The organism is Rhodosalinus sp. K401, from assembly GCF_041365735.1.
GTDB lineage: Bacteria > Pseudomonadota > Alphaproteobacteria > Rhodobacterales > Rhodobacteraceae > Rhodosalinus.
Map to the genome: position 1 here is coordinate 1 of NZ_JBGFSI010000012.1, position 22512 is coordinate 22512.

The 22512-nt window shown below is 71.5% G+C and carries 21 protein-coding genes and 1 pseudogene; 5 read left to right on the forward strand and 17 right to left on the reverse strand.

The features are described 5' to 3' along the window. The 7 genes and pseudogenes from AB6A66_RS12960 to asnB all read right to left on the reverse strand — a co-directional run. Positions 1 to 485 (reverse strand): annotated as a pseudogene (locus AB6A66_RS12960) (SPOR domain-containing protein); the annotation flags it as partial. An 86-nt stretch (positions 486 to 571) separates the two neighbouring features. After that, positions 572 to 1219: a uracil phosphoribosyltransferase gene (gene upp, locus AB6A66_RS12965; protein WP_371056217.1), complete on the reverse strand. Its 648-nt coding sequence runs from the start codon at positions 1217 to 1219 to the stop codon at positions 572 to 574. 128 nt (positions 1220 to 1347) lie between these two features. Next, a complete protein-coding gene (locus tag AB6A66_RS12970; RefSeq protein ID WP_371056218.1) occupies positions 1348 to 2337 on the reverse strand; it encodes an adenosine deaminase in 990 nt (329 codons plus the stop codon). Next, positions 2334 to 3545: a phosphopentomutase gene (locus AB6A66_RS12975; RefSeq protein ID WP_371056219.1), complete on the reverse strand. Its 1212-nt coding sequence runs from the start codon at positions 3543 to 3545 to the stop codon at positions 2334 to 2336. The genes AB6A66_RS12970 and AB6A66_RS12975 overlap by 4 nt, the downstream gene beginning before the upstream one ends. After that, positions 3542 to 4849, reverse strand: coding sequence for a thymidine phosphorylase (locus AB6A66_RS12980; RefSeq protein ID WP_371056220.1), 1308 nt, complete (start codon positions 4847 to 4849; stop codon positions 3542 to 3544). Before AB6A66_RS12980 ends, AB6A66_RS12975 begins: the two co-directional genes overlap by 4 nt. Then, entirely contained in the window at positions 4850 to 5242 is a 393-nt protein-coding gene (locus AB6A66_RS12985; RefSeq protein WP_371056221.1) for a cytidine deaminase, read from the reverse strand. 66 nt (positions 5243 to 5308) lie between these two features. Continuing rightward, positions 5309 to 6826 (reverse strand): asparagine synthase (glutamine-hydrolyzing), encoded by a 1518-nt coding sequence (gene asnB / locus AB6A66_RS12990; protein ID WP_371056222.1) that lies wholly within the window; start codon positions 6824 to 6826, stop codon positions 5309 to 5311. Between the two features lie 213 nt (positions 6827 to 7039). On the opposite strand from asnB, the gene AB6A66_RS12995 reads away from it, so the two are divergent. Then, on the forward strand, positions 7040 to 9280 hold the full coding sequence (locus tag AB6A66_RS12995) for an NADP-dependent malic enzyme (protein ID WP_371056223.1): 2241 nt from the start codon (positions 7040 to 7042) through the stop codon (positions 9278 to 9280). A 36-nt stretch (positions 9281 to 9316) separates the two neighbouring features. Here AB6A66_RS12995 and AB6A66_RS13000 read toward each other — a convergent pair whose 3' ends face one another. The 4 genes from AB6A66_RS13000 to ruvC are packed head-to-tail and all read right to left on the reverse strand — an operon-like array spanning position 9317 to position 12229. After that, positions 9317 to 9943, reverse strand: a complete 627-nt coding sequence (locus AB6A66_RS13000; RefSeq protein WP_371037078.1) for a hypothetical protein — start codon at positions 9941 to 9943, stop codon at positions 9317 to 9319. A 38-nt stretch (positions 9944 to 9981) separates the two neighbouring features. Then, positions 9982 to 11010 carry a Holliday junction branch migration DNA helicase RuvB gene (gene ruvB / locus AB6A66_RS13005; RefSeq protein WP_371056224.1) on the reverse strand — a complete coding sequence of 343 codons (1029 nt, stop codon included), beginning with the start codon at positions 11008 to 11010 and terminating at the stop codon, positions 9982 to 9984. A 59-nt stretch (positions 11011 to 11069) separates the two neighbouring features. Continuing rightward, positions 11070 to 11732: a Holliday junction branch migration protein RuvA gene (ruvA, locus tag AB6A66_RS13010; protein ID WP_371056225.1), complete on the reverse strand. Its 663-nt coding sequence runs from the start codon at positions 11730 to 11732 to the stop codon at positions 11070 to 11072. Further along, entirely contained in the window at positions 11729 to 12229 is a 501-nt protein-coding gene (gene ruvC, locus AB6A66_RS13015; RefSeq protein WP_371037075.1) for a crossover junction endodeoxyribonuclease RuvC, read from the reverse strand. Before ruvC ends, ruvA begins: the two co-directional genes overlap by 4 nt. Before the next feature lie 322 nt (positions 12230 to 12551). On the opposite strand from ruvC, the gene AB6A66_RS13020 reads away from it, so the two are divergent. Next, entirely contained in the window at positions 12552 to 12764 is a 213-nt protein-coding gene (locus tag AB6A66_RS13020; RefSeq protein ID WP_371037074.1) for a DUF1127 domain-containing protein, read from the forward strand. 85 nt (positions 12765 to 12849) lie between these two features. On the opposite strand, the gene AB6A66_RS13025 is transcribed toward AB6A66_RS13020, so the two are convergent. The 5 genes from AB6A66_RS13025 to AB6A66_RS13045 form a co-directional block, all read right to left on the reverse strand. Then, on the reverse strand, positions 12850 to 13188 hold the full coding sequence (locus AB6A66_RS13025) for a hypothetical protein (RefSeq protein WP_371037073.1): 339 nt from the start codon (positions 13186 to 13188) through the stop codon (positions 12850 to 12852). A 102-nt stretch (positions 13189 to 13290) separates the two neighbouring features. After that, positions 13291 to 14166 carry a 50S ribosomal protein L11 methyltransferase gene (locus AB6A66_RS13030; protein ID WP_371056226.1) on the reverse strand — a complete coding sequence of 292 codons (876 nt, stop codon included), beginning with the start codon at positions 14164 to 14166 and terminating at the stop codon, positions 13291 to 13293. Further along, entirely contained in the window at positions 14166 to 15563 is a 1398-nt protein-coding gene (locus AB6A66_RS13035; RefSeq protein ID WP_371056227.1) for an MATE family efflux transporter, read from the reverse strand. The genes AB6A66_RS13030 and AB6A66_RS13035 overlap by 1 nt, the downstream gene beginning before the upstream one ends. Before the next feature lie 4 nt (positions 15564 to 15567). Continuing rightward, positions 15568 to 16818: an MFS transporter gene (locus AB6A66_RS13040; RefSeq protein WP_371056228.1), complete on the reverse strand. Its 1251-nt coding sequence runs from the start codon at positions 16816 to 16818 to the stop codon at positions 15568 to 15570. A 69-nt stretch (positions 16819 to 16887) separates the two neighbouring features. Further along, complete coding sequence (locus tag AB6A66_RS13045) at positions 16888 to 17337, reverse strand: cupin domain-containing protein (protein WP_371056230.1); 450 nt, start codon at positions 17335 to 17337, stop codon at positions 16888 to 16890. A 371-nt stretch (positions 17338 to 17708) separates the two neighbouring features. Between AB6A66_RS13045 and AB6A66_RS13050 the strand changes: the two genes are divergently transcribed. Continuing rightward, positions 17709 to 18770 carry a YeeE/YedE family protein gene (locus AB6A66_RS13050; protein WP_371056231.1) on the forward strand — a complete coding sequence of 354 codons (1062 nt, stop codon included), beginning with the start codon at positions 17709 to 17711 and terminating at the stop codon, positions 18768 to 18770. A gap of 10 nt (positions 18771 to 18780) precedes the next feature. On the opposite strand, the gene AB6A66_RS13055 is transcribed toward AB6A66_RS13050, so the two are convergent. Beyond that, complete coding sequence (locus tag AB6A66_RS13055) at positions 18781 to 20988, reverse strand: primosomal protein N' (RefSeq protein ID WP_371056232.1); 2208 nt, start codon at positions 20986 to 20988, stop codon at positions 18781 to 18783. 70 nt (positions 20989 to 21058) lie between these two features. Between AB6A66_RS13055 and fsa the strand changes: the two genes are divergently transcribed. Further along, positions 21059 to 21712: a fructose-6-phosphate aldolase gene (gene fsa, locus AB6A66_RS13060; protein ID WP_371056233.1), complete on the forward strand. Its 654-nt coding sequence runs from the start codon at positions 21059 to 21061 to the stop codon at positions 21710 to 21712. A gap of 84 nt (positions 21713 to 21796) precedes the next feature. Next, positions 21797 to 22504 (forward strand): DUF484 family protein, encoded by a 708-nt coding sequence (locus AB6A66_RS13065; protein WP_371056234.1) that lies wholly within the window; start codon positions 21797 to 21799, stop codon positions 22502 to 22504. The last annotated feature ends 8 nt before the right edge of the window (positions 22505 to 22512 follow it).

Consider the following 22512-nt stretch of genomic DNA (forward strand, 5'->3'; position numbering starts at 1 on the left):
AGTTCGGCCTGCCGCCGCGCCTCCGCCTTGCGCCGGGCCTCGGCCTGCCGTGCCGCCGCGGCGCGGCGCGCCTCGGCCTGCCGGCGCGCTTCCGCCTGTCGCTGGGCGGTGGCCGCGCGCCGGTCCTCCGCGGCCTGTTGCGCGTCGGCTACGGGCGCTGTGCTGACGGGCTCTTCCGCGGCTTCGGCGACTTGCGGCTCGGTCTGGGGGGGTGCCGCCGGGGCGGCCTGGGCGAAGGTGGGCTCCGCGCCACAGATGTGCTGGCGGTCGGGGGTGACGCGGGGCACCCAGGTGACGTTTCCGTCGAGTCCCGCGCGGATGTAGACGCAGCCCCGGCTGTCGACATATTCGCGCCCGTCAAAGGATGCCGGCGGCAGTTCGGCCGGCGGGCCGGCGTCGCGCAGCGCCTGGGACAGGCCCGGCGTGGCGGTGAACAGGACGCAGAACGCGACGGCGGCTGCGGGCAGCGATCGGCAGAATGACATGGCGGCCCCCTCAAGCTTGACGTGAGGATGCCCCAATATCGGCGCTTCGTAAAGCGCGCATCCCCAGCATCACGGGGATCTCTCCATCATTTTGTGCCGTACATGCGATCCCCGGCATCCCCAAGCCCCGGCACGATGTAGCCCTTCTCGTTGAGCCGCTCGTCCAGCGCCGCCGTGATCACCGGCACGTCGGGATGCGCCTCGCGCATCCGCTCCACGCCTTCGGGGGCGGCGAGCAGGCAGAGGAATCGCACGTCCCGCGCGCCGGCCTCCTTCAGCAGGTCGATCGCCTTGGCCGAGGAATTGCCCGTGGCCAGCATCGGGTCCACCACGATCACCGTCCGGTCGCCGAGCCCGTCGGGCACCTTGAAGTAGTACTGGACGGGCTGCAGCGTCTCCTCGTCGCGGTAGAGCCCGACGAATCCCACCCGCGCGGAGGGCACGAGTTCGAGCACCCCGTCGAGGAGCCCGTTGCCCGCCCGCAGGATCGAGATCAGCGCGAGCTTCTTGCCCGCGAGCACCGGCGCGTCCATCTCCTCCATCGGCGTTTCGACCGGGGTCGTCGTGAGCGGCAGGTCGCGGGTGACCTCGTAGGCCAGAAGCTGGCTGATCTCGCGCAGGAGGCGCCGGAACCCCGCGGTCGAGGTGCTCTTGTCCCGCATGTGGGAGAGCTTGTGCTGCACCAGCGGATGCGTGACGATCGTGAGGGTTTCGTGACGGGCGGTGTCGGTCATCGGGCGATCCTGCGCTGTTGTCGGCCCCTTTCTAGAGCCTCCCGCGCGCGGCGGAAACCGCCGATGCGCGGCGCCCGAACGGCCGTCCCGCCCGCTTGCCCCGCGTCGGGGCCGGACATGACGGCCGTTCAGGCCGCGCCGCCGATCCGCTTCAGAAGCCGCACGCGGGTCTCCGCGTCGCAGAACGCGGCGCGGAGGGCCGTGCGGTTCAGCTCGGCGAAATCCTCCTCCTCCCAGCCGAAGGCCGCGTGCAGCGCGGCGTATTCCGCGGTCAGCGCGGTGCGGAAGAAGGGCGGGTCGTCGGTGGAGACGGTCACCGGCACCCCCGCCGCGCGAAGCGCCGCGATGGGATGGTCCGCGACGGATGCGTAGAGCCCCAGCGCCACGTTGGAGCCGGGGCAGACCTCGAGCGTGATCTGCCCCTCCGCGAGGCGCGCCACGAGGTCGGGGTCTTCGACGGCGCGGACGCCGTGGCCGATCCGGGCCACCCGCAAATCGTCGAGTGCCTGGCGCACTGAATGGGCGCCCGCCCATTCCCCGGCATGGGTTGTAAGGCCGAGCCCGGCCTCGCGCGCCATGTCGAAGCCGTAGGCGAAATCGCCCTGCCGCCCCCGCCGTTCGTCGCCGCCCATGCCGAAGCCGGTGACGAAATCGCCCGTGGTCTCGGCGGCGCAGAGCGCGGCGCGCTTCGCCGTGTCGGGGCCGAAATGGCGGATGCAGGTGACGACGCCGCGCATCTCGATGCCGTGGCGCGCCCGGGCGGTCACGGCCGCCTCGCGGATCGCGGCGAGATACTCGCGCCACGCAGCCACGTCGCCGCCGCCGCAGAAATCGGGGCTGAGGAACGCCTCGGTGTAGATCACGCCCTCGGCGGCGCTCGCCTCCAGCACGGCGAGGGTCAGACGGTGATAGTCCTCGGGCGTCCTCAGCACGCTCGTCGCGGCCTCGTAGACCTCGAGGAAGCGGGCGAAATCCGCGAAGGCATAACCGCCGTCCGGCCCGAAGGCCCGCGAGATGTCGGCGCGTTTCTCCGCCGCGACCCGGCGGATGAACTCCGGCGGCGCCGCGCCCTCGAGGTGAAGGTGCAGCTCCACCTTCGGAATAGCCGCGAGGCTCACAGGAAGCTCCGCCCGGGGCCGCGGGCGGGCACGCCCAGATGGGCCGCCACGCTGGCGGCCACGTCCGCGAAGGCCACGAGCCCAGCGCTGCCCGTGCCCGCCCCCGCGCAGAGCACCGGCACGCGTTCGCGCGTGTGGTCGGTGCCGGCCCAGGTGGGATCGTTGCCGTGATCGGCGGTCAGGATCAGGAGATCCCCGGGGCCCAGCCGCGGCAGGAGCCGCCCGAGACGCGCGTCGAACCACTCGAGCGCTCGGGCGTAGCCCGAGACGTCGCGGCGATGGCCCCAGAGGCTGTCGAACTCCACGAAATTCGCGAAGGTCAGGCTGCCTTCGGGCGCCTTGGCGATGCAGTCGGCGAGATGATCCATGAGCTCGGCGTCGGTGCCTTTGCGCAGCTCGTCGATGCCCGCCATCGAGAATATGTCGCCGATCTTGCCGATGGCGATGACGCGCCCGCCGGCCTCCTGCACCCATTTGGTGAGCACAGGCTCGGGCGGCGCGACGGCATAGTCGCGCCGGTTGGCGGTGCGGGCGAAGCCGCCCTCGGGATCGCCGAGGAAGGGCCGCGCGATGACGCGGCCCACGCGCATGGCATGGAGCCTCGGCGCCAGCGCCTCGCAAAGCGCCAAGAGCCGGTCGAGGCCGAACGCCTGCTCGTGGGCGGCGATCTGGAACACGCTGTCGGCCGAGGTGTAGCAGATCGGCCAGCCGGTTTTCAGATGCGCCTCGCCGAGCTCGGCCACGATCTCGGTGCCCGAGGCGTGGCGGTTGCCGAGGATGCCCTCCGTTCCGGCCAGCCGGCACACCTCGGCGACGAGCTCTTCCGGGAAGGCGGGCTCGGTATCGGGGAAATAGGTCCAGTCCCAGGGCACGGGCAGGCCGGCGAGCTCCCAGTGGCCCGAGGGCGTGTCCTTCCCGCGCGACGTCTCCGTCGCCGCGCCCCAGAGCCCGGACGGTCGGGCGCCGAGCCCCGGCGCCTCGGCCCCGCTCGCAAGCCGCACCGCCGCGCCGAGGCCGAGCGCGTCCAGGTGCGGCAGCGAGAGCGGCCCGCTGCGCCCCTCCTCGGCCGCGCCGCGGGCGCAGGCCTGTGCGACATGGGCCACCGTGTTGGCGCCGGTGTCGGGCACGTCGCCGTTGAAATACTCCGGCGCGTCCGGCGCGCCGCCGATGCCGACGCTGTCCATCACCACGAGGAAGGCGCGCGTCACGGCGCGAGCCTCTCGTGGACGAGCGGCGGCGGCTCCGGCGCCTCGGGGGCGAGCGTGACGGCCGCGCGCACGGCGCGCACCGCCGCCTCCGCCTGGCTTTCGCGGGCGGCATGGACGCGGGCGAGGGGCTGGCCCTTCGCCACGCGCTGGCCGAGGCGGACCACATCCGAAAGACCCACCGCCGGATCGACCCGGTCGCCTTCCACCTTCCGGCCGCCGCCCAGATCGACCACGGCGAGGCCGAGCGCCTCCCCGTCGATCACGGCGACATGGCCCGCCTCGCCGGCCGCCACCTCGCGGATCACCGGAGCCTCGGGCAGGAAGCGCGGCCACTCCTCCACGAAGGCCACCGGGCCGCCCTGATGGGCCACCATCCGGCCGAAGCGTTCGGCCGCCGCGCCCGACGAGATGGCCTCCGCGATGCGCGCCGCGCCTTCCGCAGCGTCCGTGGCGAGCCCTGCGCCGGCCAGAAGCTCGCCGCCGAGCGCGGCGGACAGGGCGCCGAGCGCGCCCGCCTCCTGCCCGGTCAGGGCGCGCATCACCTCGGCCATCTCGAGCGCGTTGCCGAGGGCGGGGGCGACCGGCTGGCTCATGTCGGTGACGAGCGCGGTGGCGGGGCAGCCCGCCGCCGTCGCCGTGGTGACGAGGGCGCGGGCGAGCGCGCGGGCGTCCTCGCGGGTCTTCATGAAGGCGCCCGAGCCGAGCTTCACGTCCAGCACGAGGCCATCGAGCCCCTCGGCGAGCTTCTTCGACAGGATCGAGGCGGTGATGAGATCGAGGCTTTCCACTGTGCCGGTCACGTCGCGCACGGCGTAGAGCCGGCGATCGGCCGGGGCGACCCGCGCCGAGGCCGCGACGATGGCAGCACCCGCCCGCGCCACGGTCTCCCGCAGGCGCTGGGCGTCGAGATCGACCCGGAGCCCCGGGATCGCCTCCAGCTTGTCGAGCGTGCCGCCGGTGTGGCCGAGCCCGCGCCCCGAGATCATCGGCACGTAGGCGCCGCAGGCCGCCAGAGCGGGCGCGAGGACGAGGCTCACGCAGTCGCCCACGCCGCCGGTGGAGTGCTTGTCGAGCACCGGGCCGTCGAGATCCCAGCGCAAAACCTCGCCGCTGTCGCGCATGGCGAGCGTGAGCGCCGTGCGCGCGCTTTCGGGCAGCGCCACGCGGCAGATGCCCATGGCGAAGGCGCCGGCCTGCGCGTCGCTCATCCGCCCGTCGGCGAGCGCCTCCGCCGCCCAGGCGAGCGCATCGCCCGTGGGCGCCTCGCCGCGGCGGAGCGCGGAGAGAAGCGCGCGCGCCTCCATTCAGCCGCGGTCCATGTGGTCCGCGCCGAAGGCGCCGGGCAGAAGCGCGCCGACCGTGGTCGTGGTCTCGACGCCCGAGGTCGTGGCCAGTGTCACCCTGACGTCGGGCGCGGCGAATTCGGCGAGCTTCTGCCGGCAGCCGCCGCAGGGCGTGACGGGTTCGGGGCTGTCGGCCACGACATAGGCCTCGGCGATCACGGTCTCTCCCGCCGCCACCATGGCCGCGATCGCGCCGGCCTCGGCGCAGGTGCCCTCTGGGTAGGCGACGTTCTCGACGTTGCAGCCGCCGAAGACGCCGCCCCCCGCGCCGCGCAGGGCGGCGCCCACCTTGAAGCCGGAATAGGGCGCGTAGGCGTTCTCGCGCGCCGTCATTGCCGCATCGCGCAGGGTCATCGCATCGCCTCCGTCAGGGTGCCGGGCCCAAGTTGTGCGGGCGTCGCGGGTGGGATGCAAGGGGGCTCAGCCGGCGGTCACGCGCTCCGCGCTCTCCCATGTGCCCGCCTGCGCGAGGATGCGCTCGGGCGTCTCGTAGGCCTCGCGCAGCAGGCGCTCGTAGAGTGCCCCCTCGGCCGCCCGGTCGAGCGGCGCGGAGGATCCGGTGACGATCCGGAGCGCCTCGTCGAGAGCGGCGACAAGGCCCGATCCCTCGTCGAACTGCGCCTTCTTCCGCCAGACGAGGCTTTCGGGCAGCAGGTCGGCCACGGCCTTGCGCAGGATCCACTTCTCCGTCGTCTCGCCGGTGGACTCGCGCGCCGCCGGATCCGTCCGGCGCATCTTGAGCGTCGCCGGGATCGACTGGGCGAAATCGATCAGGTCGCGGTCGAGGAAGGGCGTGCGCGCCTCCAAGCTTTCGGCCATGGTCACGCGGTCCACCCGCTGGAGGTTGATGTTGTGCATCGCGTTGAGCGAGCGTGTGAGCTCGTCGGCCAGCTCACGCGGGTGATCGACATAGGCGTGGTGGTAGGTGTAGCCCGCGAAAAGCTCGTCGGCGCCTTCGCCGGTCAGCACCGCCTTGACGTGCCGCCGGGCGAGGCGTGCGGCGAAATGGGTAGGCACCGCGGAGCGCACCAGATCCACGTCGGCCGATTCCAGGTGGTAGATGACATGGGGCAGAACCCGCGCGACGTCTTCCGGCGTGAAGCTATCCTCGTAGTGGTCCGAGCCGATATGCCGCGCCACCTCGCGCGCGGCGCGCAGATCGTCGCTCCCCTCCGTGCCCACGGCGAAGGTCTTGAGCGGGCGTGGCGAGAGCCGCGCGGCGAGCGCGGCGATGATCGAGCTGTCGAGCCCGCCCGAGAGGAAGCTGCCCACCTCCACGTCGGCGAGCATCCACTTGGCCACGGCCTCCTCGAGCACGAGGCGCAGCTCGCCCGCCACCGCCTCGATGTCGAGGCCGGGCTCCTCCTCCGCCGCGCCGTGGGGCGTGCGATACCACTGCCGGAGCCCGTCGCGGCTGTCGTAGAGCATGCCCGGCCCGATCGACTCCACCGCGTCCACCGCCACGCCGTCGAAGGCCTTGAGCTCGGAGGCGAAGGCCAGCCCCTCGCCAATCCGCGCCATGTACAGCGGCTTGATGCCCAGCGGATCCCGCGCCGCGATGATCCGGGTTTTCGTCGCCAGGACGAAGGCGAACATCCCGTCGAGGCGCGAGACCCAGCGCAGCTCGCCCGCGCGGAAGAGGTGCAGGATCGACTCGCTGTCGCTTTCGGTCTCGAAGGCGCTTTCACCGAGGATCGCGCGCAGGTCGGCGTGATTGTAGATCTCGCCGTTGGCGACCAGAAGATCGCCCGCGTCATAGATCGGCTGGCGGCCGTCCTCGGGTCCGATGATCGAAAGCCGGCAATGCGCCATCACCACTGGCGCGCCGCGGCCCCGCACGACCTCGACCGCGTCGGGCCCGCGATGGGCGATCTTCGTCACCATTTTCTGGGCGAGCGCCTCGTCGCCGATGTTCCAGAGCGCCACGAACCCGCACATGTCGTCCTCCTTCCGCCGTGTCTCCGCCCCGATGGGACCGCACCCGCCCCCATGGGGCGGCATCGGCAGGGGCGGCCATCGGCGCGCCGGGACAGCCTATCGCGTCGGAGCGGCGGCACAAGGGCGCCGCGCGCGGGCCGGCGTGGCAGCGGGCGACTTTTCAGGCGGCTGGTGGTGGTTTAACGCTGAACCAAAGGCCGGAGGAGAGGCGAGATGACCGACACCACCCGCGAGGCGCTGCGCGAGGCGGCGCTGCACTACCACGCCGAGCCGAAACCCGGGAAGCTGGAAATCCGGGCGACCAAGCCGCTGGCCAACGGCCGCGATCTCGCCCGCGCCTACTCCCCCGGCGTGGCGGAGGCCTGCCTCGAGATCGTGAAGGACGAAACGGCGGCATCGCGCTACACCGCCCGCGCCAACCTGGTGGCGGTCGTCTCGAACGGCACGGCGGTCCTGGGCCTCGGCGANNCGGTTCTCTTCAAGACCTTCGCCGGGATCGACTGCTTCGACATCGAGGTGAACGAGCCCGACCCCGAGAAGCTGGCCGAGATCATCTGTGCGCTCGAGCCGACCTTCGGCGCCGTCAACCTGGAGGACATCAAGTCGCCCGACTGCTTCATCGTCGAGCAGATCTGCCGCGCGCGGATGAACATCCCGGTCTTCCACGACGACCAGCACGGCACCGCGATCGTGGTGGGCGCGGCGGCGACCAACGCGCTGCGCGTGGCGGGCAAGTCCTTCGAGGACATCAAGCTTGTCTCGACGGGGGGCGGGGCGGCCGGGATCGCCTGCCTCAACATGCTGCTGAAGCTCGGGTTGAAGCGCGAGAACGTGTGGCTTGTCGATCTGCACGGCCTCGTCCACGAGGGGCGCGAGGTGGACATGACACCCCAGAAGGCCGCCTTTGCCCAGCCCGGCGGGCCGGCCACGCTCGACGACGTGATCGAGGGGGCCGACATCTTCCTCGGCCTCTCGGGCCCCGACGTGCTGAAGCCGCATCACGTCGCACGGATGAGCGACCCGCCGATCGTCTTCGCGCTGGCCAACCCGATGCCCGAGATCCTGCCCGACGCGGTGCGCGAGGTCGCGCCGGACGCCATCATCGCCACCGGGCGGAGCGACTTTCCCAACCAGGTCAACAACGTGCTCTGCTTTCCGTTCATCTTCCGCGGCGCGCTCGACGTCGGCGCGACGGAGATCAACGACGCCATGCAGATCGCCTGCATCGAGGGGATCGCGGAACTCGCCCGCCAGACGACCTCGGCGGAGGCGGCGGCGGCCTACCAGGGCGAGAAGCTGACCTTCGGGCGCGACTACCTCATCCCGAAACCGTTCGATCCGCGGCTGTCCGGCGTGGTCTCGACCGCCGTGGCGAAGGCGGCGATGGAGACGGGCGTGGCGGTCCGCCCGCTCGAGGATCTTGATGCCTACCGCCGGCGGCTCGACGCGTCGGTCTATCGCTCCGCGCTCCTCATGCGGCCGGTCTTCGAGGCGGCGGCCACGGCGCGGCGGCGCATCGTCTTCGCCGAGGGCGAGGACGAGCGCGTCCTGCGCACCGCGCAGGCGATCCTGGAGGAAACGACGGAGACGCCGATCCTGATCGGCCGGCCCGAGGTGATCGACAGGCGCTGCGAGCGCATGGGGCTGGAAATCCGGCCCGACCGCGATTTCGAGATCGTCAATCCCGAGAACGACCCCCGCTACCGCGACTACTGGGAGACCTACCACGGGATCATGTGCCGCAGCGGCGTGACCCCGGATCTCGCCCGGGCCATCATGCGCACGAACACCACCGCGATCGGCGCCGTGATGGTCCACCGGGAGGAGGCCGACAGCCTGATATGCGGCACCTTCGGGGAATACCGGTGGCATCTGAACTACGTCTCGCAGGTCCTAGGACGGGGCGGGCTGCGCCCGCACGGCGCGCTGTCGCTCATGATCCTGGAGGACGGGCCGCTTTTCATCTCGGACACCCATGTCCACGCCGAGCCGACCCCGGCGCAGATCGCCGAGACCGCGATCGGCGCCGCGCGGCATGTCCGCCGCTTCGGGATAGAGCCCAACATCGCGCTTTGCGCCCAGTCGCAGTTCGGCTCGATGACCGACGGCAGCGGCGCGCGGCTGCGCGAGGCGATGGCACTCCTCGACGCCGAGGATCCGGATTTCTCCTATGAGGGCGAGATGAACATCGACGCCGCGCTCGACCCGGAACTCCGGGCCCGCGTTTTCCCCGGGAACCGGATGAAGGGCGCGGCCAACGTTCTGGTCTTCGCCCACGCGGACGCCGCCTCGGGCGTGCGCAACATCCTCAAGATGCGCGCCAAGGGGCTCGAGGTGGGGCCGATCCTCATGGGCATGGGCAATCGCGCGCACATCGTCACCCCCTCGATCACGGCCCGCGGGCTTCTGAACATGGCGGCCATCGCGGGCACGCCGGTGGCCCATTACGGCTGAGGCGGTGACGGTCCGCGATCGGCCGCGGCGGGCCGGTCAGGCCGGCCGCGACAGCCGTGCGTGCAGCCGCAGCGCATGGGACGGGTCCGTCGCCGCGACCGGCATGACGGGATCATAGGCCGCGCGGATCACGCCCGCGATCTCGGGGCGCAGGATCACCGTCCCGTCGGCGGCGCGGGCAAGCGGGGCGGTGTCGGTGAAGGCCGTGTCGGACCAAAGCAGGATGGTCTGCGCCATCTGCGCCAGCGCGAGCGTCTGCGCGGGCACCTCCGAGAGTTCCGCGTCGATGCGCAGAAAGACGAAGGCCGCCTTGATGCCGCCCTCCGCATCGAAGCGGAAGAGGCGGTACTGATTGGCGCCCGTGCGCGCGAGGCGCTCGACCAGCGGGCCGAGATCCGGCACCAGCCGGTCGAGCCCCGGCACCTCAGGCAACTCCTGCCAATCGCGGAAGAAGAACACCATCAGGTTCACGCCGAGTTCCGGGTCCGTCTCGGCCATGGGGTGGCCCGCGAGCGCGGTGATCGCCTCGGCCGCGCCCTTCACGGTTTCGAGCGTCGGCGCGTCCACGCCGAACACCACCGGCGCGATGGGGCGGCCCCAGCGCGCGCAGAGATACTGGCCATCCGACCGGGTGAAGAGGGCTTCGATATCCTTGGCGTCCATGCGCGTGACCTAGACCCTCCGGCCGGCGGCGGAAACCCTCACGCCTCGAAGAGTCCCGGCTGGCCGGGATCGCGGGGCGCGGGAAGGCCGAGATGCGCCCAGCCCTTGCCGGCCAGCATCCGCCCGCGCGGCGTGCGCTGGATCAGGCCCTGCTGCAGCAGGTAGGGCTCGATCACCTCCTCGATGGCGTCGCGGCTTTCGCTGAGCGCCGCGGCGATGGTCTCGATCCCGACGGGGCCGCCCGCGTAGTTCTCGGCGATGAGCCGGAGATAGCGTCGGTCCGCCCCGTCGAGGCCGAGCCCGTCCACCCCGAGCCGGGTCAGCGCCCCGTCGGCCAGCGTGCGCGTCACGTGGCCGTCGCCCTCCACCACCGCGAAATCGACGACCCGCCGCAGAAGCCGCCCGGCGATGCGCGGCGTGCCGCGGGCGCGGCGCGCGATCTCTTCCGCGCCGTCGGGGTCGATGGCCACGCCGAGTTTCACCGCGTTGCGCGACACGATCTCGCACAGTTCCGCCACCTCGTAGAACTGAAGCCGGGTGGGGATGCCGAAGCGGTCGCGCAGCGGCGTCGTCAGAAGCCCCAGCCGCGTGGTCGCGCCGACGAGCGTGAAAGGCTGAAGCTCGATCCGCACGGTGCGCGCGGCCGGACCTTCGCCGATGACGAGGTCGAGCTCGAAATCCTCCATCGCCGGGTAGAGGACTTCCTCGACCACGGGGTTCAGCCGGTGGATCTCGTCGATGAAGAGAACGTCGCGCGCCTCGAGGTTCGTGAGGATCGCGGCGAGGTCGCCCGCCTTGGCGAGCACCGGCCCCGAGGTCATGCGGAAGCTCACGCCAAGCTCGCGCGCCATGATCTGCGCGAGCGTCGTCTTGCCGAGGCCGGGCGGGCCGTGGAACAGGGTGTGGTCCATCGCCTCGCCGCGCGTGCGCGCGGATTGCAGGAACACGTGCAGGTTGGCGCGCGCCTCGGCCTGGCCCACGAATTCGTGGAGCGAGAGCGGCCGCAGTGCGCGGTCCGCGTCCTCGGGACGCCGGTCGGGCCGCAGCGTTGGATCGGGGCCCGTCATGCGCGCGCACCGGCGCGAGGGTCAGGCGGGGCGAGGGGTTGGCGGCCACCCTGCATCGCTCAGCCTCCCGGCGCGAGGCGCCGAAGCGCGGCGCGGATGAGGGCGGCGGTGTCGGCCTCCGGCGTCTCTCCGGCGGCCTGCGCCACGGCCTGGGCGGCCTCTCCGGGCGTGTAGCCCAGATTGCCGAGCGCCGAGAGCGCCTCTGCCTGCGCGCCGGGCGCCGGCGCCGCCCGGGTGGGGGCGGGCGGCGCGTTGGCGAACTCCGGTGCCGGCTCCGGCTCCGTGACCTGCGCCGCCATGCCCGTGCCGAGCGCCATCACGGCGGGCGCCTTGTCCTTGAGCTCGTTCACCACGCGCTGGGCGGTCTTGGGGCCGATGCCCTTGGCCGCCTTGATCGCCGTCCAGTCGCCGAGCGCCACGGCGCGGCTGACCCCGTCCGCGCCGAGCGCGCCGAGCATCGCAAGCGACGCCTTGGCGCCCACGCCCTGGACGCTCATCAGCAGGCGGTGCCACTCCTTCTCGGCCAGCGTCAGGAAGCCGTAGAGCTGCAGCAGGTCCTCTCGCACGAGAAGGTCGGTCCAGAGCGCCGCCGCCTCGCCCGGGCCGGGCAGGGCGGCCATGGTGCGTTCCGAGCACTGGACGACATAGCCCACACCGCGCACGTCGATCAGCACGTGGTCCTCCGCGCGGTACTCGATCCGTCCGGCCAGCCGCCCGATCATGCGCCGATCCCCGCCGCGGCGCGCAGGCGGCGCCCGCGCGCGTGATGCGCGTGGCAGATGGCGACGGCGAGCGCGTCGGCCGCGTCCGGCCCGGCGAGATCCACGCCCGGCAGCTGCAGGCGTACCATGTGGGCGATCTGCTCCTTCTGGGCATGGCCCACCCCCACGACGGTCTTCTTCACCTGGTTGGGCGCGTATTCGCCGATCTCGAGCCCGGCGCGGGCGGCCACCAGAAGCGCGACGCCCCGCGCCTGGCCAAGCTTCAGCGTGCCGGCGCCATCCTTGTTCACGAAGGTCTGTTCCACCGCGGCCTCCTCGGGGACGAAGCGGGCGATCACGTCGGAGAGCTGGTCGTGAAGCGTGAGCAGACGTGCGGCGAGCGTTCCATCGCCCGAGCGGCAGACGCCGTTTCCGAGATGGGAGAGTCGGCTGCCCGAGACCTCGATCACGCCCCAGCCGAGGTTCCGCAAGCCCGGATCGATCCCCAGAACCCGCATTTTCACCTGCTCTTGTTGCGTTCCGGTCCCACTAGCACGAAACGCGAACACGAGCCAAGCGCAAAGGCGTGGCGCGCGCCCTTGCCGGGGGTGCGCCGCAAATGGCCGGAAATGGCCCGATCACGACATCTGCAGGCTTGGGAGCGACGCCGGACCCGGCAAATTCCTGCCGTTTTATCAGCGGTTTGCGCCCTTCCCGACCTATGCGGAAATCGCATGGGACCCATGCCGTCACCATGGCTTGCGGGGCCCTGCCGCGCGGCATAATTCGCGTCGTGGAGGCAGGGCCTCCGAACGCACGCATGTAGAAGGAAACACAGGTATGGCTGCATTCGACACCAACCGCCCGCGCATCGGAACGGCTGGAAATGCCGGCCGTATCGCCCCCGGGTTCGCTTCCCTGCTCGGCTCGCTCGCAGCATGGAACGACACGCGCATGACCCGCAAGGCGCTGTCGCGCCTCAGCGATCGCGAACTGGACGATATCGGCCTCAGCCGCGCCGACATCGACACGGTTAGCGCCCGTCGCTACTGAGCGACCTGCCGCACCGTCGTCGCAGGCACGACGATAAAGCCGCGTCACCTTACGGGTGGCGCGGCTTTTTCATGCCCGGGCGCGATCAGAAGATGCGCGACCAGCCGTTCTCGGAAATCCAGACGGTCACCGGGTCGGCTTGCATCAGCCAGGCGCCGGCCTGCTCGACCACGGTGCCGGACTTCAGCGCCTCGATGCGGAGGTCGTAGGTCTGCGCCCCCAGATGCGTCAGTACGAGTCCCTTGAACGCAAGCAGCCCCATGGCGAGCAGGAAGAGCCCGCGCAAGGGCAGACGCGGCGCACGCCGGCGCGCGCGATAGGTGATCAGGCCGTTGTCGTCCACGACGGCGACGCGGCCGTTGGACATGCGGCGATGCTTGCGCTCTATTCGACGCAACCTGCGGTCGAACTCTAGAAAGGCCATGGCAGCCTCCGGGTTTTGCCCCCACCGGAGTGCCAGATTTCTAGGACAAAAATGTGGCGGAAATAAGGAAGATCGATTCAACGCGTTGTATCGTGGGGCCAATTATGGCGCGCGGCGAAGACAAAGTGTCGTCCAGTCCCCGATCTTTTCCAGGGACAGGGCTTTGAAGCCCGCACGCGCGTAGACCGCGACGATCTCGTCGGCCTGTTCGTTGAGAAGCCCGGAGAGAATCACGTGCCCGCCGACCACCGTCCTTGCGGCCATGTCGGGGGCCAGCGCGAGGAGGGGGCCCTTCAGGATGTTGGCGAGAACGAGGTCGAAGGGCGCGGCGGCGTCGAGGGCGGGATGCTCGAACCCTGCGGCCTCCACCAGCCGCACCCGGTCCGACAGGTCGTTCGCGGCGAGATTGGCGGCGGCCACGTCGATCGCGACCGGGTCGATGTCGGAGGCGATCACCGACGCGCCGCCCCAGAGCCGCGCCGCCGCCATGGCGAGAACCGCCGTTCCGCAGCCGATATCGGCCACCGCGGAGGGCACGACGCCGTCCCGCGCCAGCGCGTCGAGCGCGGCGAGGCAGCCTTGCGTCGTGCCGTGGTGGCCCGTCCCGAACGCCATGGACGCCTCGATCAGCAGCGCCTCGGCGCCTTCGGGCACGGTGTCCGCGTCATGCGCGCCGTGCACGAAGAAGCGCCCGGCCCGCACCGGCGAAAGCTCGCGCCGGACCTTCGCGACCCAGTCGGTCTCGGGAAGTTCCGACACCGCGAAGGGCCTCGCGCCATGAGCCGCGGCCAGCAGCGCCAGCGCTACGTCGTCGGGCGCGGCGTCGAAGTATCCGCCCACCTCCCAAAGCCCCGACCCGTCCTCGATCTCGAAGACGCCGACGCCGCTGGCGGCGGGCTCCAGCGTCTCGAGCGCGTCGCCGAGCGCCTCGGCGGCCTCGCGCCCCGGCAGGGTCGTCAGAGCGGTGAAGGTGGGCATCAGCGCCTCCTGTAGCGGTTGGGATCGCGGTAGGCCCGCCGGATCGCAGGGTCAAGCGCCGGACGCGGCGCCGCGTCGAGGCCGCGCAGGAACATCCATCCCCAGAACCCCGCCGCGGCGCCCGCCAGAACGCCGACGAGCGCCTGGGCGTAGATCACCCCCGCCGCGCCCAGAACGGCTCCGAGCCCCGCCGCGGCGGGGTAGGTGAGCACCCCGTCGCGCACCCAGTTCACCAGCGTGGCCCGGCCGGGGCGCCCGAGGCTGTTGAAGGCGGCGTTTGCGACGAAGAGCGCGCCCGAGACCGCGAAGGCGCCCGCGCCGAGTTGGGTGAAGGCGCGCAGCACCCGCGCACCCTCCGCATCGAGCCCGAAGCCGCGCGCGACGGGATCGCTCGCCGCGGCGAGCACGGCCCAGGCGACGAGTGCGTAGCCTGCCGCGAAAATCAGCGCGTCGCGATAGGCGCTGCGCAGGCGCGGGTAGAGCCCCGCCCCGTAGTTCTGTCCGAAGATGCCCCCGATCGCGCCGGCGAGCGAGAAGAGCCCGCCGAACGCCACCACCGTGAGCCGCGAGATCACCGCCCAGGCGGCGACGGCGCTGTCCCCGAAACCCGCGATGACCGCGGTGATGACGTAGTTGCCGAAGGGCGTGGACATCTGCGTCGCGATGGCCGGCAGCGCGATGGCGAAATAGGGCCGCCACGTCTCGCGCAGGGCGTGGAGGCGCGGGCGCGCCATGAGGTCGTGGGCGCGGATCGCGAAGAGAAGGCCCATGCCGCAGAGCACGGCGCGGGTGATCACCACCGAGGCCGCCGCCCCGTCGAGGCCGAGGCCCATCCGGTAGATCAGCACCGGATCGATCACCAGCGCCACCGAGCCCGAGATCAGCGTGACATACATCGCCCGCGCGCCGTCGCCCTCCGCGCGCAGCGCGGCGGTCGCCACCATGCCGGCGGCCATGAAGGCCAGCGACGGCACCGAGAGGGCGAGGTAGCGCGCAGCGAGCCGCGCCGCCTCGCCCTCGGCGCCGGCGAGGGCCACGAGGTCGTGGCGGAACCCCACCACCAGGGCGGCCACCCCTGCCTGCGTCGCCACCGCGAGGATGGCCGCGGCGCTCGCCTGCTCGCGCGCGGCGGCACGCTCGCCCGTGCCGATGCTGCGCGAGACGAGCGCGGTGGCCGCGATCATCAGGCCCACACCGGAGGAGACCGAGAAGAACTGGATCGCGAAGGCGAAGCCGATGGCCGCCATCAGCACCGGCTCGCCCAGCCGCGAGATCCAGAAGAGGTTGGCCGCGTCCACGAGGAAGACGAAGGTGATGCCGGTCGCCCCGGTGAGCGTCATGCGCACCACGTGGCCCATTGTCGGCCCGTCGAGGAACCGCCCCTGCGCCGCGGTCACGGCGTCACTCCGCCGGGGTGGGCAGCGGCCGCGCCAGCACCGTCTCGTTCCCCGGCTCGGGATGGCGTGGAATGAGCGTGGCCAGCAGGAACGAGATCCCGGCCATGCCCGCGGCCAGGCCGAAGACCGTGCCGGGCGAGATCAGCCACAGATAGCCGAGCGCCGCGGGCAGGAAGACCGCCGCGATATGGTTGATGGTGAAGGCCACCGCCGCCGTGGGCGCGATATCCCCCGGGTCGCCGATCTTCTGGAAATAGGTCTTGAGCGCCAGCGCCATGGCGAAGAGCACGTGATCGATCACGTAGAGCACCGCGGCGAGCGCGACGCCCCAGCCGAACCAGTAGATCCCGCCATAGGCGAGGAAGACGCAGGCGAGCCCCGCGTATTCCACCATCAGCGCGCGCCGCTCGCCCCAGCGCGCGACCGCCTGGCCGATGAGCGGCGCGGCGGCGATGTTCACCACGAGCGTCACGAGGAAAAGGCCGGCCACGTGGTGCACCTCGAATCCGAAACGCTCCACCATCATGAAGCCCGCGAAGACCACGAAGATCTGCCGCCGGGCCCCGGACATGAACTGCAGCGCGTAGTAGAGCCAGTAGCGCCGGCGCAGGACCATGCGCTTCACCTGCGGGTCGGGCGCCTCGAATTGCGGGTAGAGAAACAGCGCGAGCGTGGCGAGCGCCAGCGTCGTGCCGCCGGCGGCGAGGTAGACCGCGTTGTAGCTCAGATCGAAGGCGCGCCATGTCAGCACGAGCGCGCCGTAGGCGACGAGCGTCGCGCCCGAGCCCGCGGCGACCAGCCAGCCCAGCATCTGCGGCGCGCGGTCTCTGGGCAGCCATTGCAGTTGCAGCGACTGGTTCACCGTCTCGTAGTAGTGGAACCCGATCGAGGAGAGCATCGTGACCACAAGAAGCCCGCCGAGACTGGGGAACCACGCGGTGATCGCCGTCGCCGCGCCGAGGAGCATGAGCGAGACCAGCGCCAGCACCTGCTCGCGGATGAACATGATGAGCGCGATGACTCCGATGGCGAAAAAGCCCGGGATCTCGCGCACGGTATGCAGCCAGCCGATGTCCGAGCCGTCGAAGCCCGCCATCTCGACCACGAAGTTGTTCAGAAGCGCAGACCAGGTGGCGAAGGCGATGGGCATCGCCGCAGCCATGAGGAACAAGAGCGCCACCGGCCGCCGCCACGCGGGCAGCTCGCCGGACCCGGCGAGCGGGACGAAGCCCGGGGAGAGGCGGGAAAGACGCATCCTTGGGCTATACGCCGCCTCGTGCCGCTTGGCGAGAGGCGGCCTGCGAGGTCAGCGGCCGGCGCCGCGTCAGTCGGCCTCTGCCATGCCCGAGAAGCTGTAGTCGACGTCGACGAAGCGCGCGCGCGGGAAGCCGTAGGCGAAGCGCAGCCCATCCGGCCCGCCCTCGACGGCGTGCTCGGCGCGGGGCGGGATGTAGATCGCCACGCCCGGCGCGATCCGGTGGGTTTCGCCCTCGATCCAGACCGTGCCCTCTCCGGAGAGGCCGAAATAGAACTCGGGCGGGCTGTGGCGATGCGGCTCCAGCCGGTCGCCCGGGCCGAACTCCGCCACGCCGAGAACCATCTCGTCGCTCGGTGTCCGGTCGGCGCAGATGAGCGTGCGCCAGCGGACGGTCCCGAAGCCGCCCGCCTGGTCGTGCTCGAGCGGCGCCTGGGCGCAATCCACCACGACGGGCGCCTGGGGGCGCACCTTCATCGCGCCGGCGATGACCTCATCGATGTTCTGCAACTCGCTCATCGCGCGACCCTTCTCCGCTCCTGGAGACGGCGTTTATGCGGTGCCGGAAGGCGGCTCGCGCCCGCGCGCGACACGGCCCGCGTCGTTTTCGAGCGCGCTCGGCCGCGCGCGCCCCGAAGCTTGCGCATCCGGCGTGCCGCGGGGAGGCTTGCGGCCGGGTCCGAGCGCGAGACCGCGAGGATGAGGCGCGCCGTTGCGGGACGCCGACGCACCCGGCCCCTCGAGGTGATCCTGTTCACGAGCGCGGTTACGTGCGGGCGCGGGGGCCCTCATCCAAGGCCGCGCCGCCGTCTGATCTGCATCAAGGCGGGACCGCGCCGGAAGGTTCAGGGTGCCACGATGATTTCGAACTGTCGATGAAGGCGCAGAACATGGACATCATCCCGCTGGTGGAATGGATCGGCGAAGGCCCGGCGGCGGCGCTCTTCGGGCTTGCGACCGGTGTGATCTTCGGTGTGGCGGCGCAGCGTTCGCGCTTCTGCCTGCGCGCGGCGACCGTGGAATTCGCCCGCGGCGCGATGGGCGACAGGGTGGCGGTCTGGCTTCTGACCTTCTCCACCGCGCTCGTCTGGGTGCAGGCCGCCGCGCTCCTGGGGTTCATGCGGCCCGAGGACGCGCGCATGATGGCCGTGCCCGGAAGCTGGTCGGGCGCGATCATCGGCGGGCTGATGTTCGGCGCCGGCATGGTGCTCGCGCGGGGCTGCTCCGGGCGGCTTCTGGTGCTTGCCGCCACGGGCAACCTGCGCTCGGTCGTCTCCGGCCTGATCTTCGCGGTGGTGGCGCAGATGACGCTTTCGGGCTGGCTCGCCCCGGCGCGCGACCGGCTTGCCGCGCTCTGGATCACCGAGGGTGGGCAGAACGTGAACCTGCTGACCTGGGCGGGGCTGCCGCAATGGGGCGGACTCGCGCTGGGCGCGGGGTTCGCCGTCCTCGCGCTCGAGATCGCGCGGCGCAACCGGATCGGTGTCTCGCGGCTCGTCTTCGCCTCCGGCGTGGGCTTCGCGGTGGCGGTGGGCTGGGTCTTCACCTTCGCGCTCAGCCAGATCGCCTTCGAGCCGGTGCCGATCGAGAGCGTCACCTTCACCGGCCCGTCGGCGCGCACGCTCATGTTCACGCTGGACCGTTACGCATTGCTGGAGTTCGACGTGGGGCTTGTCCCGGGCGTCTTTCTCGGCGCCTTTGCCGCGGCCTGGTGGGCCGGCGAGCTGAAGTTTCAGGGCTTCGAGAACGAGATCAACATGCGCAAGGCGATGATCGGTGCGGCGCTGATGGGCTTCGGCGGCATGCTGGCGGGGGGCTGCGCCATCGGCGCGGGCGTCACCGGCGGCTCGATCTTCGTGGCCACGGCCTGGACCGCGCTCTTCTGCATGTGGATCGGCGCGATGCTGACCGATCTTCTGGTGGACCAGCGGGGGCTGGCGCAGCCGGCCTGACCGCCACCGCTCAGAAGAAGCTCTGCGGGTCGATGTCCACGGCGAGGCGCAGCTCCCCCTTCACCGGGAACTGGCCCACCCAGTCCGCGAGCGCGGGCTGAAGCGCCGCGCTCTTCGGGGCCTTCACGAGCAGCCGCACGCGATGGCGGCCGCGGATGCGCGCGATGGGCGCGGGGGCGGGGCCGAAGACCTGCGCGCCCACGCGGCGCAGCGGCGCGTCGGTGCGGGCGAGCGCGTTTCCGAGGTCGAAGAGCTCCTGCAACTCCGGACCCGACAGGATGATCCCGGCCATGCGCCCATAGGGCGGCATGCCCGCGGCCTGCCGTTCGGCCGCCTCGGCGCGCCAGAATCCCTCCTCGTCGCCGGCCAGGATCGCGCGGATCACCGGGTGCTCGGGCTGGAAGGTCTGCAGCAGCGCCGTGCCCGGACGTTCGGCCCGGCCGGCGCGCCCCGCGACCTGCCGCATCAGCTGGAAGGTGCGCTCGGCCGCGCGCAGGTCCGAGCCCTGAAGGCCGAGATCGGCGTCGATCACGCCCACCAGCGTCAGCAGCGGGAAGTTGTGGCCCTTGGCCACGAGCTGCGTGCCGATCACGATGTCGGCGCCGCCCTCGGCGATGCGCGCGATCTCTTCCTTGAGCGCGCGCGCCGAGCCGAAGAGATCCGAACTCAGCACGGCGAGGCGCGCGTCGGGGAACCGCTCCGCCGTTTCCTCCGCCAGCCGCTCCACACCCGGACCGACGGGGGCCAACCGGTCCTCCGCGCCGCAGGCGGGGCAGGCGGCGGGAATGGGCTCGCTCTCTCCGCACTGGTGGCAGACGAGGCGCTTCAGGAAGCGGTGCTCGACCATCCGCGCGTCGCAGTGCTTGCAGCCGATCTGGTGCCCGCAGGCCCGGCAGAGCGTCACCGGCGCGTAGCCGCGGCGGTTGAGGAAAAGCATCGCCTGCTCGCCCGCCGCAAGCCGCGCCTCGACCGCCCGCGCCAGCTTGGGCGAGATCCAGCGGTTGGCAGGCAGCGTCTCGGCGCGCATGTCGATCGCGCGCATCTCGGGCAGGGCGGCGGGGCCGAACCGCGCCGTAAGGTCGAGCCGCGCATACTTGCCGGCCTCGGCGTTCGTCCATGTCTCGAGCGAGGGCGTGGCGGAGGCCAGCACCACCCGCGCGCCCGCGAGCGAGGCGCGCAGCACCGCCATGTCGCGGGCGTGGTAGAGCGCGCCTTCCTCCTGCTTGTAGGAGGTGTCGTGTTCCTCGTCGACGACGATGAGCCCGAGCTCGCGGAAGGGCAGGAAGAGGGCCGATCGCGCGCCCACGACCATCGACGCGCCGCCTTCGCCGGCCATGCGCCACGCGCGCCGCCGCTCGGCCATGGTGACGCCGGAATGCCACTCGGCGGGCCGGGCGCCGAATCGCGCCTCGACCCGCGCGATGAACTCGGCGGTGAGCGCGATCTCGGGCAGAAGCACAAGCGCCTGCCGGCCCTGCCGGAGGCATTCGGCGACCGCCTCCAGATAGACCTCCGTCTTGCCCGATCCGGTCACGCCCTTCAGAAGCGTCGTGCCGTAGCCGGCCGCGCGCAGACCCGCGCAAAGCGCCCCTGCCGCCCGCGCCTGATCCTCGGTCAGCGGCTTGCCGGGCGCGTCGGGATCGAGGCGCGGAAACGGCGTGTCGCGCGGCGTGTCCACCTCCTCCACCGCGCCGCGGGCGACGAGCCCCTTGACGACGGAGGGCGACACGCCCGCGGCGTCGGTCAGCTCCTTGAGCGTCAGGCCGGGTTGCGCCTCGAGGGTCTCCAGCACGCGGGCGCGCGCGTCGGTCATCCGGGCGGGCTCCGCGGCGCCGGGCCTGTAGAGCTTGCGCATCGAGGGCGGATCGCCGAGCCCCGGCACCCGCGTTGCCAGGCGCAGCATGGCGGAAAGCGGCGTCAGCGTGTATTCGCCCGCCCGGATCAGGAAGCTGCGCAACTCCTCGCGCATGGGCGCGGCGTCGAGCACGCGGTTGACCTGCCGCAGCTTCGCCGCCGGAAAGTCGCCCTCGCCGGGCCCCCAGACCACGCCCGTCACCCGCCGCGGGCCAAGCGGCACTTCCACGAAGGCGCCCGCCCAGCAGCCGCCCTCGGGCGCGAGATAGTCCAGCACCCGGTCGAGCGGCTGGGTGGTCAGCACGCCCACGCGCGCACCTTCGTCGAAGAAGGAGGGCCGGTCTCCGGTCGGGGGTTTGCTCATCGTGACGACTGGAGTAAACGCGGGGGCGACCGAGGCCAAGCCGCCTCACGCCATGCCAGGGAGCGCGCGCATGAAATTCTTCGTGGACACCGCCGAGATCGACGCCATCGCCGAGCTGAACGCGCTCGGGATGGTGGACGGGGTCACCACCAATCCCTCGCTCATCATGAAGTCGGGCCGCGATATCCGCGAGGTCACCGAGGAGATCTGCGCGATGGTGGACGGCCCGGTGAGCGCCGAGACGGTGGCGACCGACGCCGAGGGCATGATCGCAGAGGGCCGCGAGCTTGCGAAGATCGCCGACAACATCGCGATCAAGGTGCCGCTGACCTGGGCGGGGCTTCAGGCCTGCAAGGTGCTCTCGGGCGAGGGCCGGATGGTCAACGTCACGCTCTGCTTCTCGGCAAACCAGGCGCTGCTCGCCGCCAAGGCGGGCGCGAGCTTCATCTCGCCCTTCATCGGCCGGCTCGACGACATCAATATCGACGGCCTCGAGCTGATCGCGGACATCCGGCAGATCTACGACAATTACGGCTACGAGACCGAGGTGCTGGCCGCCTCGATCCGCACGGTGAATCACATGAGCGAATGCGCGAAGCTCGGCGCGGACGTGGCCACGGCGCCGCCCGCGGTCATCAAGAAGATGGCCGAGCATCCCCTGACCGACAAGGGTCTCGACGCCTTCCTCGCCGACTGGGCAAAGACCGGTCAGAAGATCCTCTGACCGCGCGGCGCGGCGCAGAAAATTGCGGCGCCGCCCCGCGCCCTCTGCTAGGGTCGACAGAAAACAACGTTTCAAGAGGCCGGCATGAGCAGTTCCGCCGTGATAGATGACAGTCTTCGTGCGCGCATCATCGCGGAGCCCGAAAGCATCCTTGACGACACCGACCTCATGCGCGCGCTCGTCGCGGCCAACGAGAAGTCGATGGGCGGCAACATCGTGGACCTGCGGGGCATCGCGATGGAGCGCATGGAGGCGCGCCTCGACCGGCTGGAGGACACGCACCGGGCGGTGATCGCCGCCGCCTACGAGAATCTCGCCGGCACGAACCAGGTGCACCGCGCCATCCTGCGCATGCTCGACCCGATGGAATTCGAGGGCTTCCTGTCGGATCTCGGCGGCGAGGTGGCCGGCATTCTTCGTGTGGACTGCATCCGCCTGGTGCTTGAAACGGCGCAGGCGGGCGAGGACCCTGTGCTGCGCCGCTTCAGCCACGTGCTGCGCACCGCGCCCCCCGGCGCGATCGAGGGCTACCTGACCGGGGGCCGCGGCGGCGCGACCCGGCCTGTCACTCTGCGCCAGATCCAGCAGGGGCAGTCCGCGATCTACGGCGAGGCGGCGGCCTGGGTGCGCTCGGAAGCCTGCATCCGCCTCGATCTGGGCGAAGGCCGGCTGCCCGGGCTTCTGGCCATGGGGGCCGAGGATCCGCACCAGTTCTCGCCGCAGCAGGGCACCGACCTTCTGGCCTTCTTCGGCGGGGTGTTCGAGCGCTGCCTGCGCCGCTGGCTGTCGTGACCGGGCCG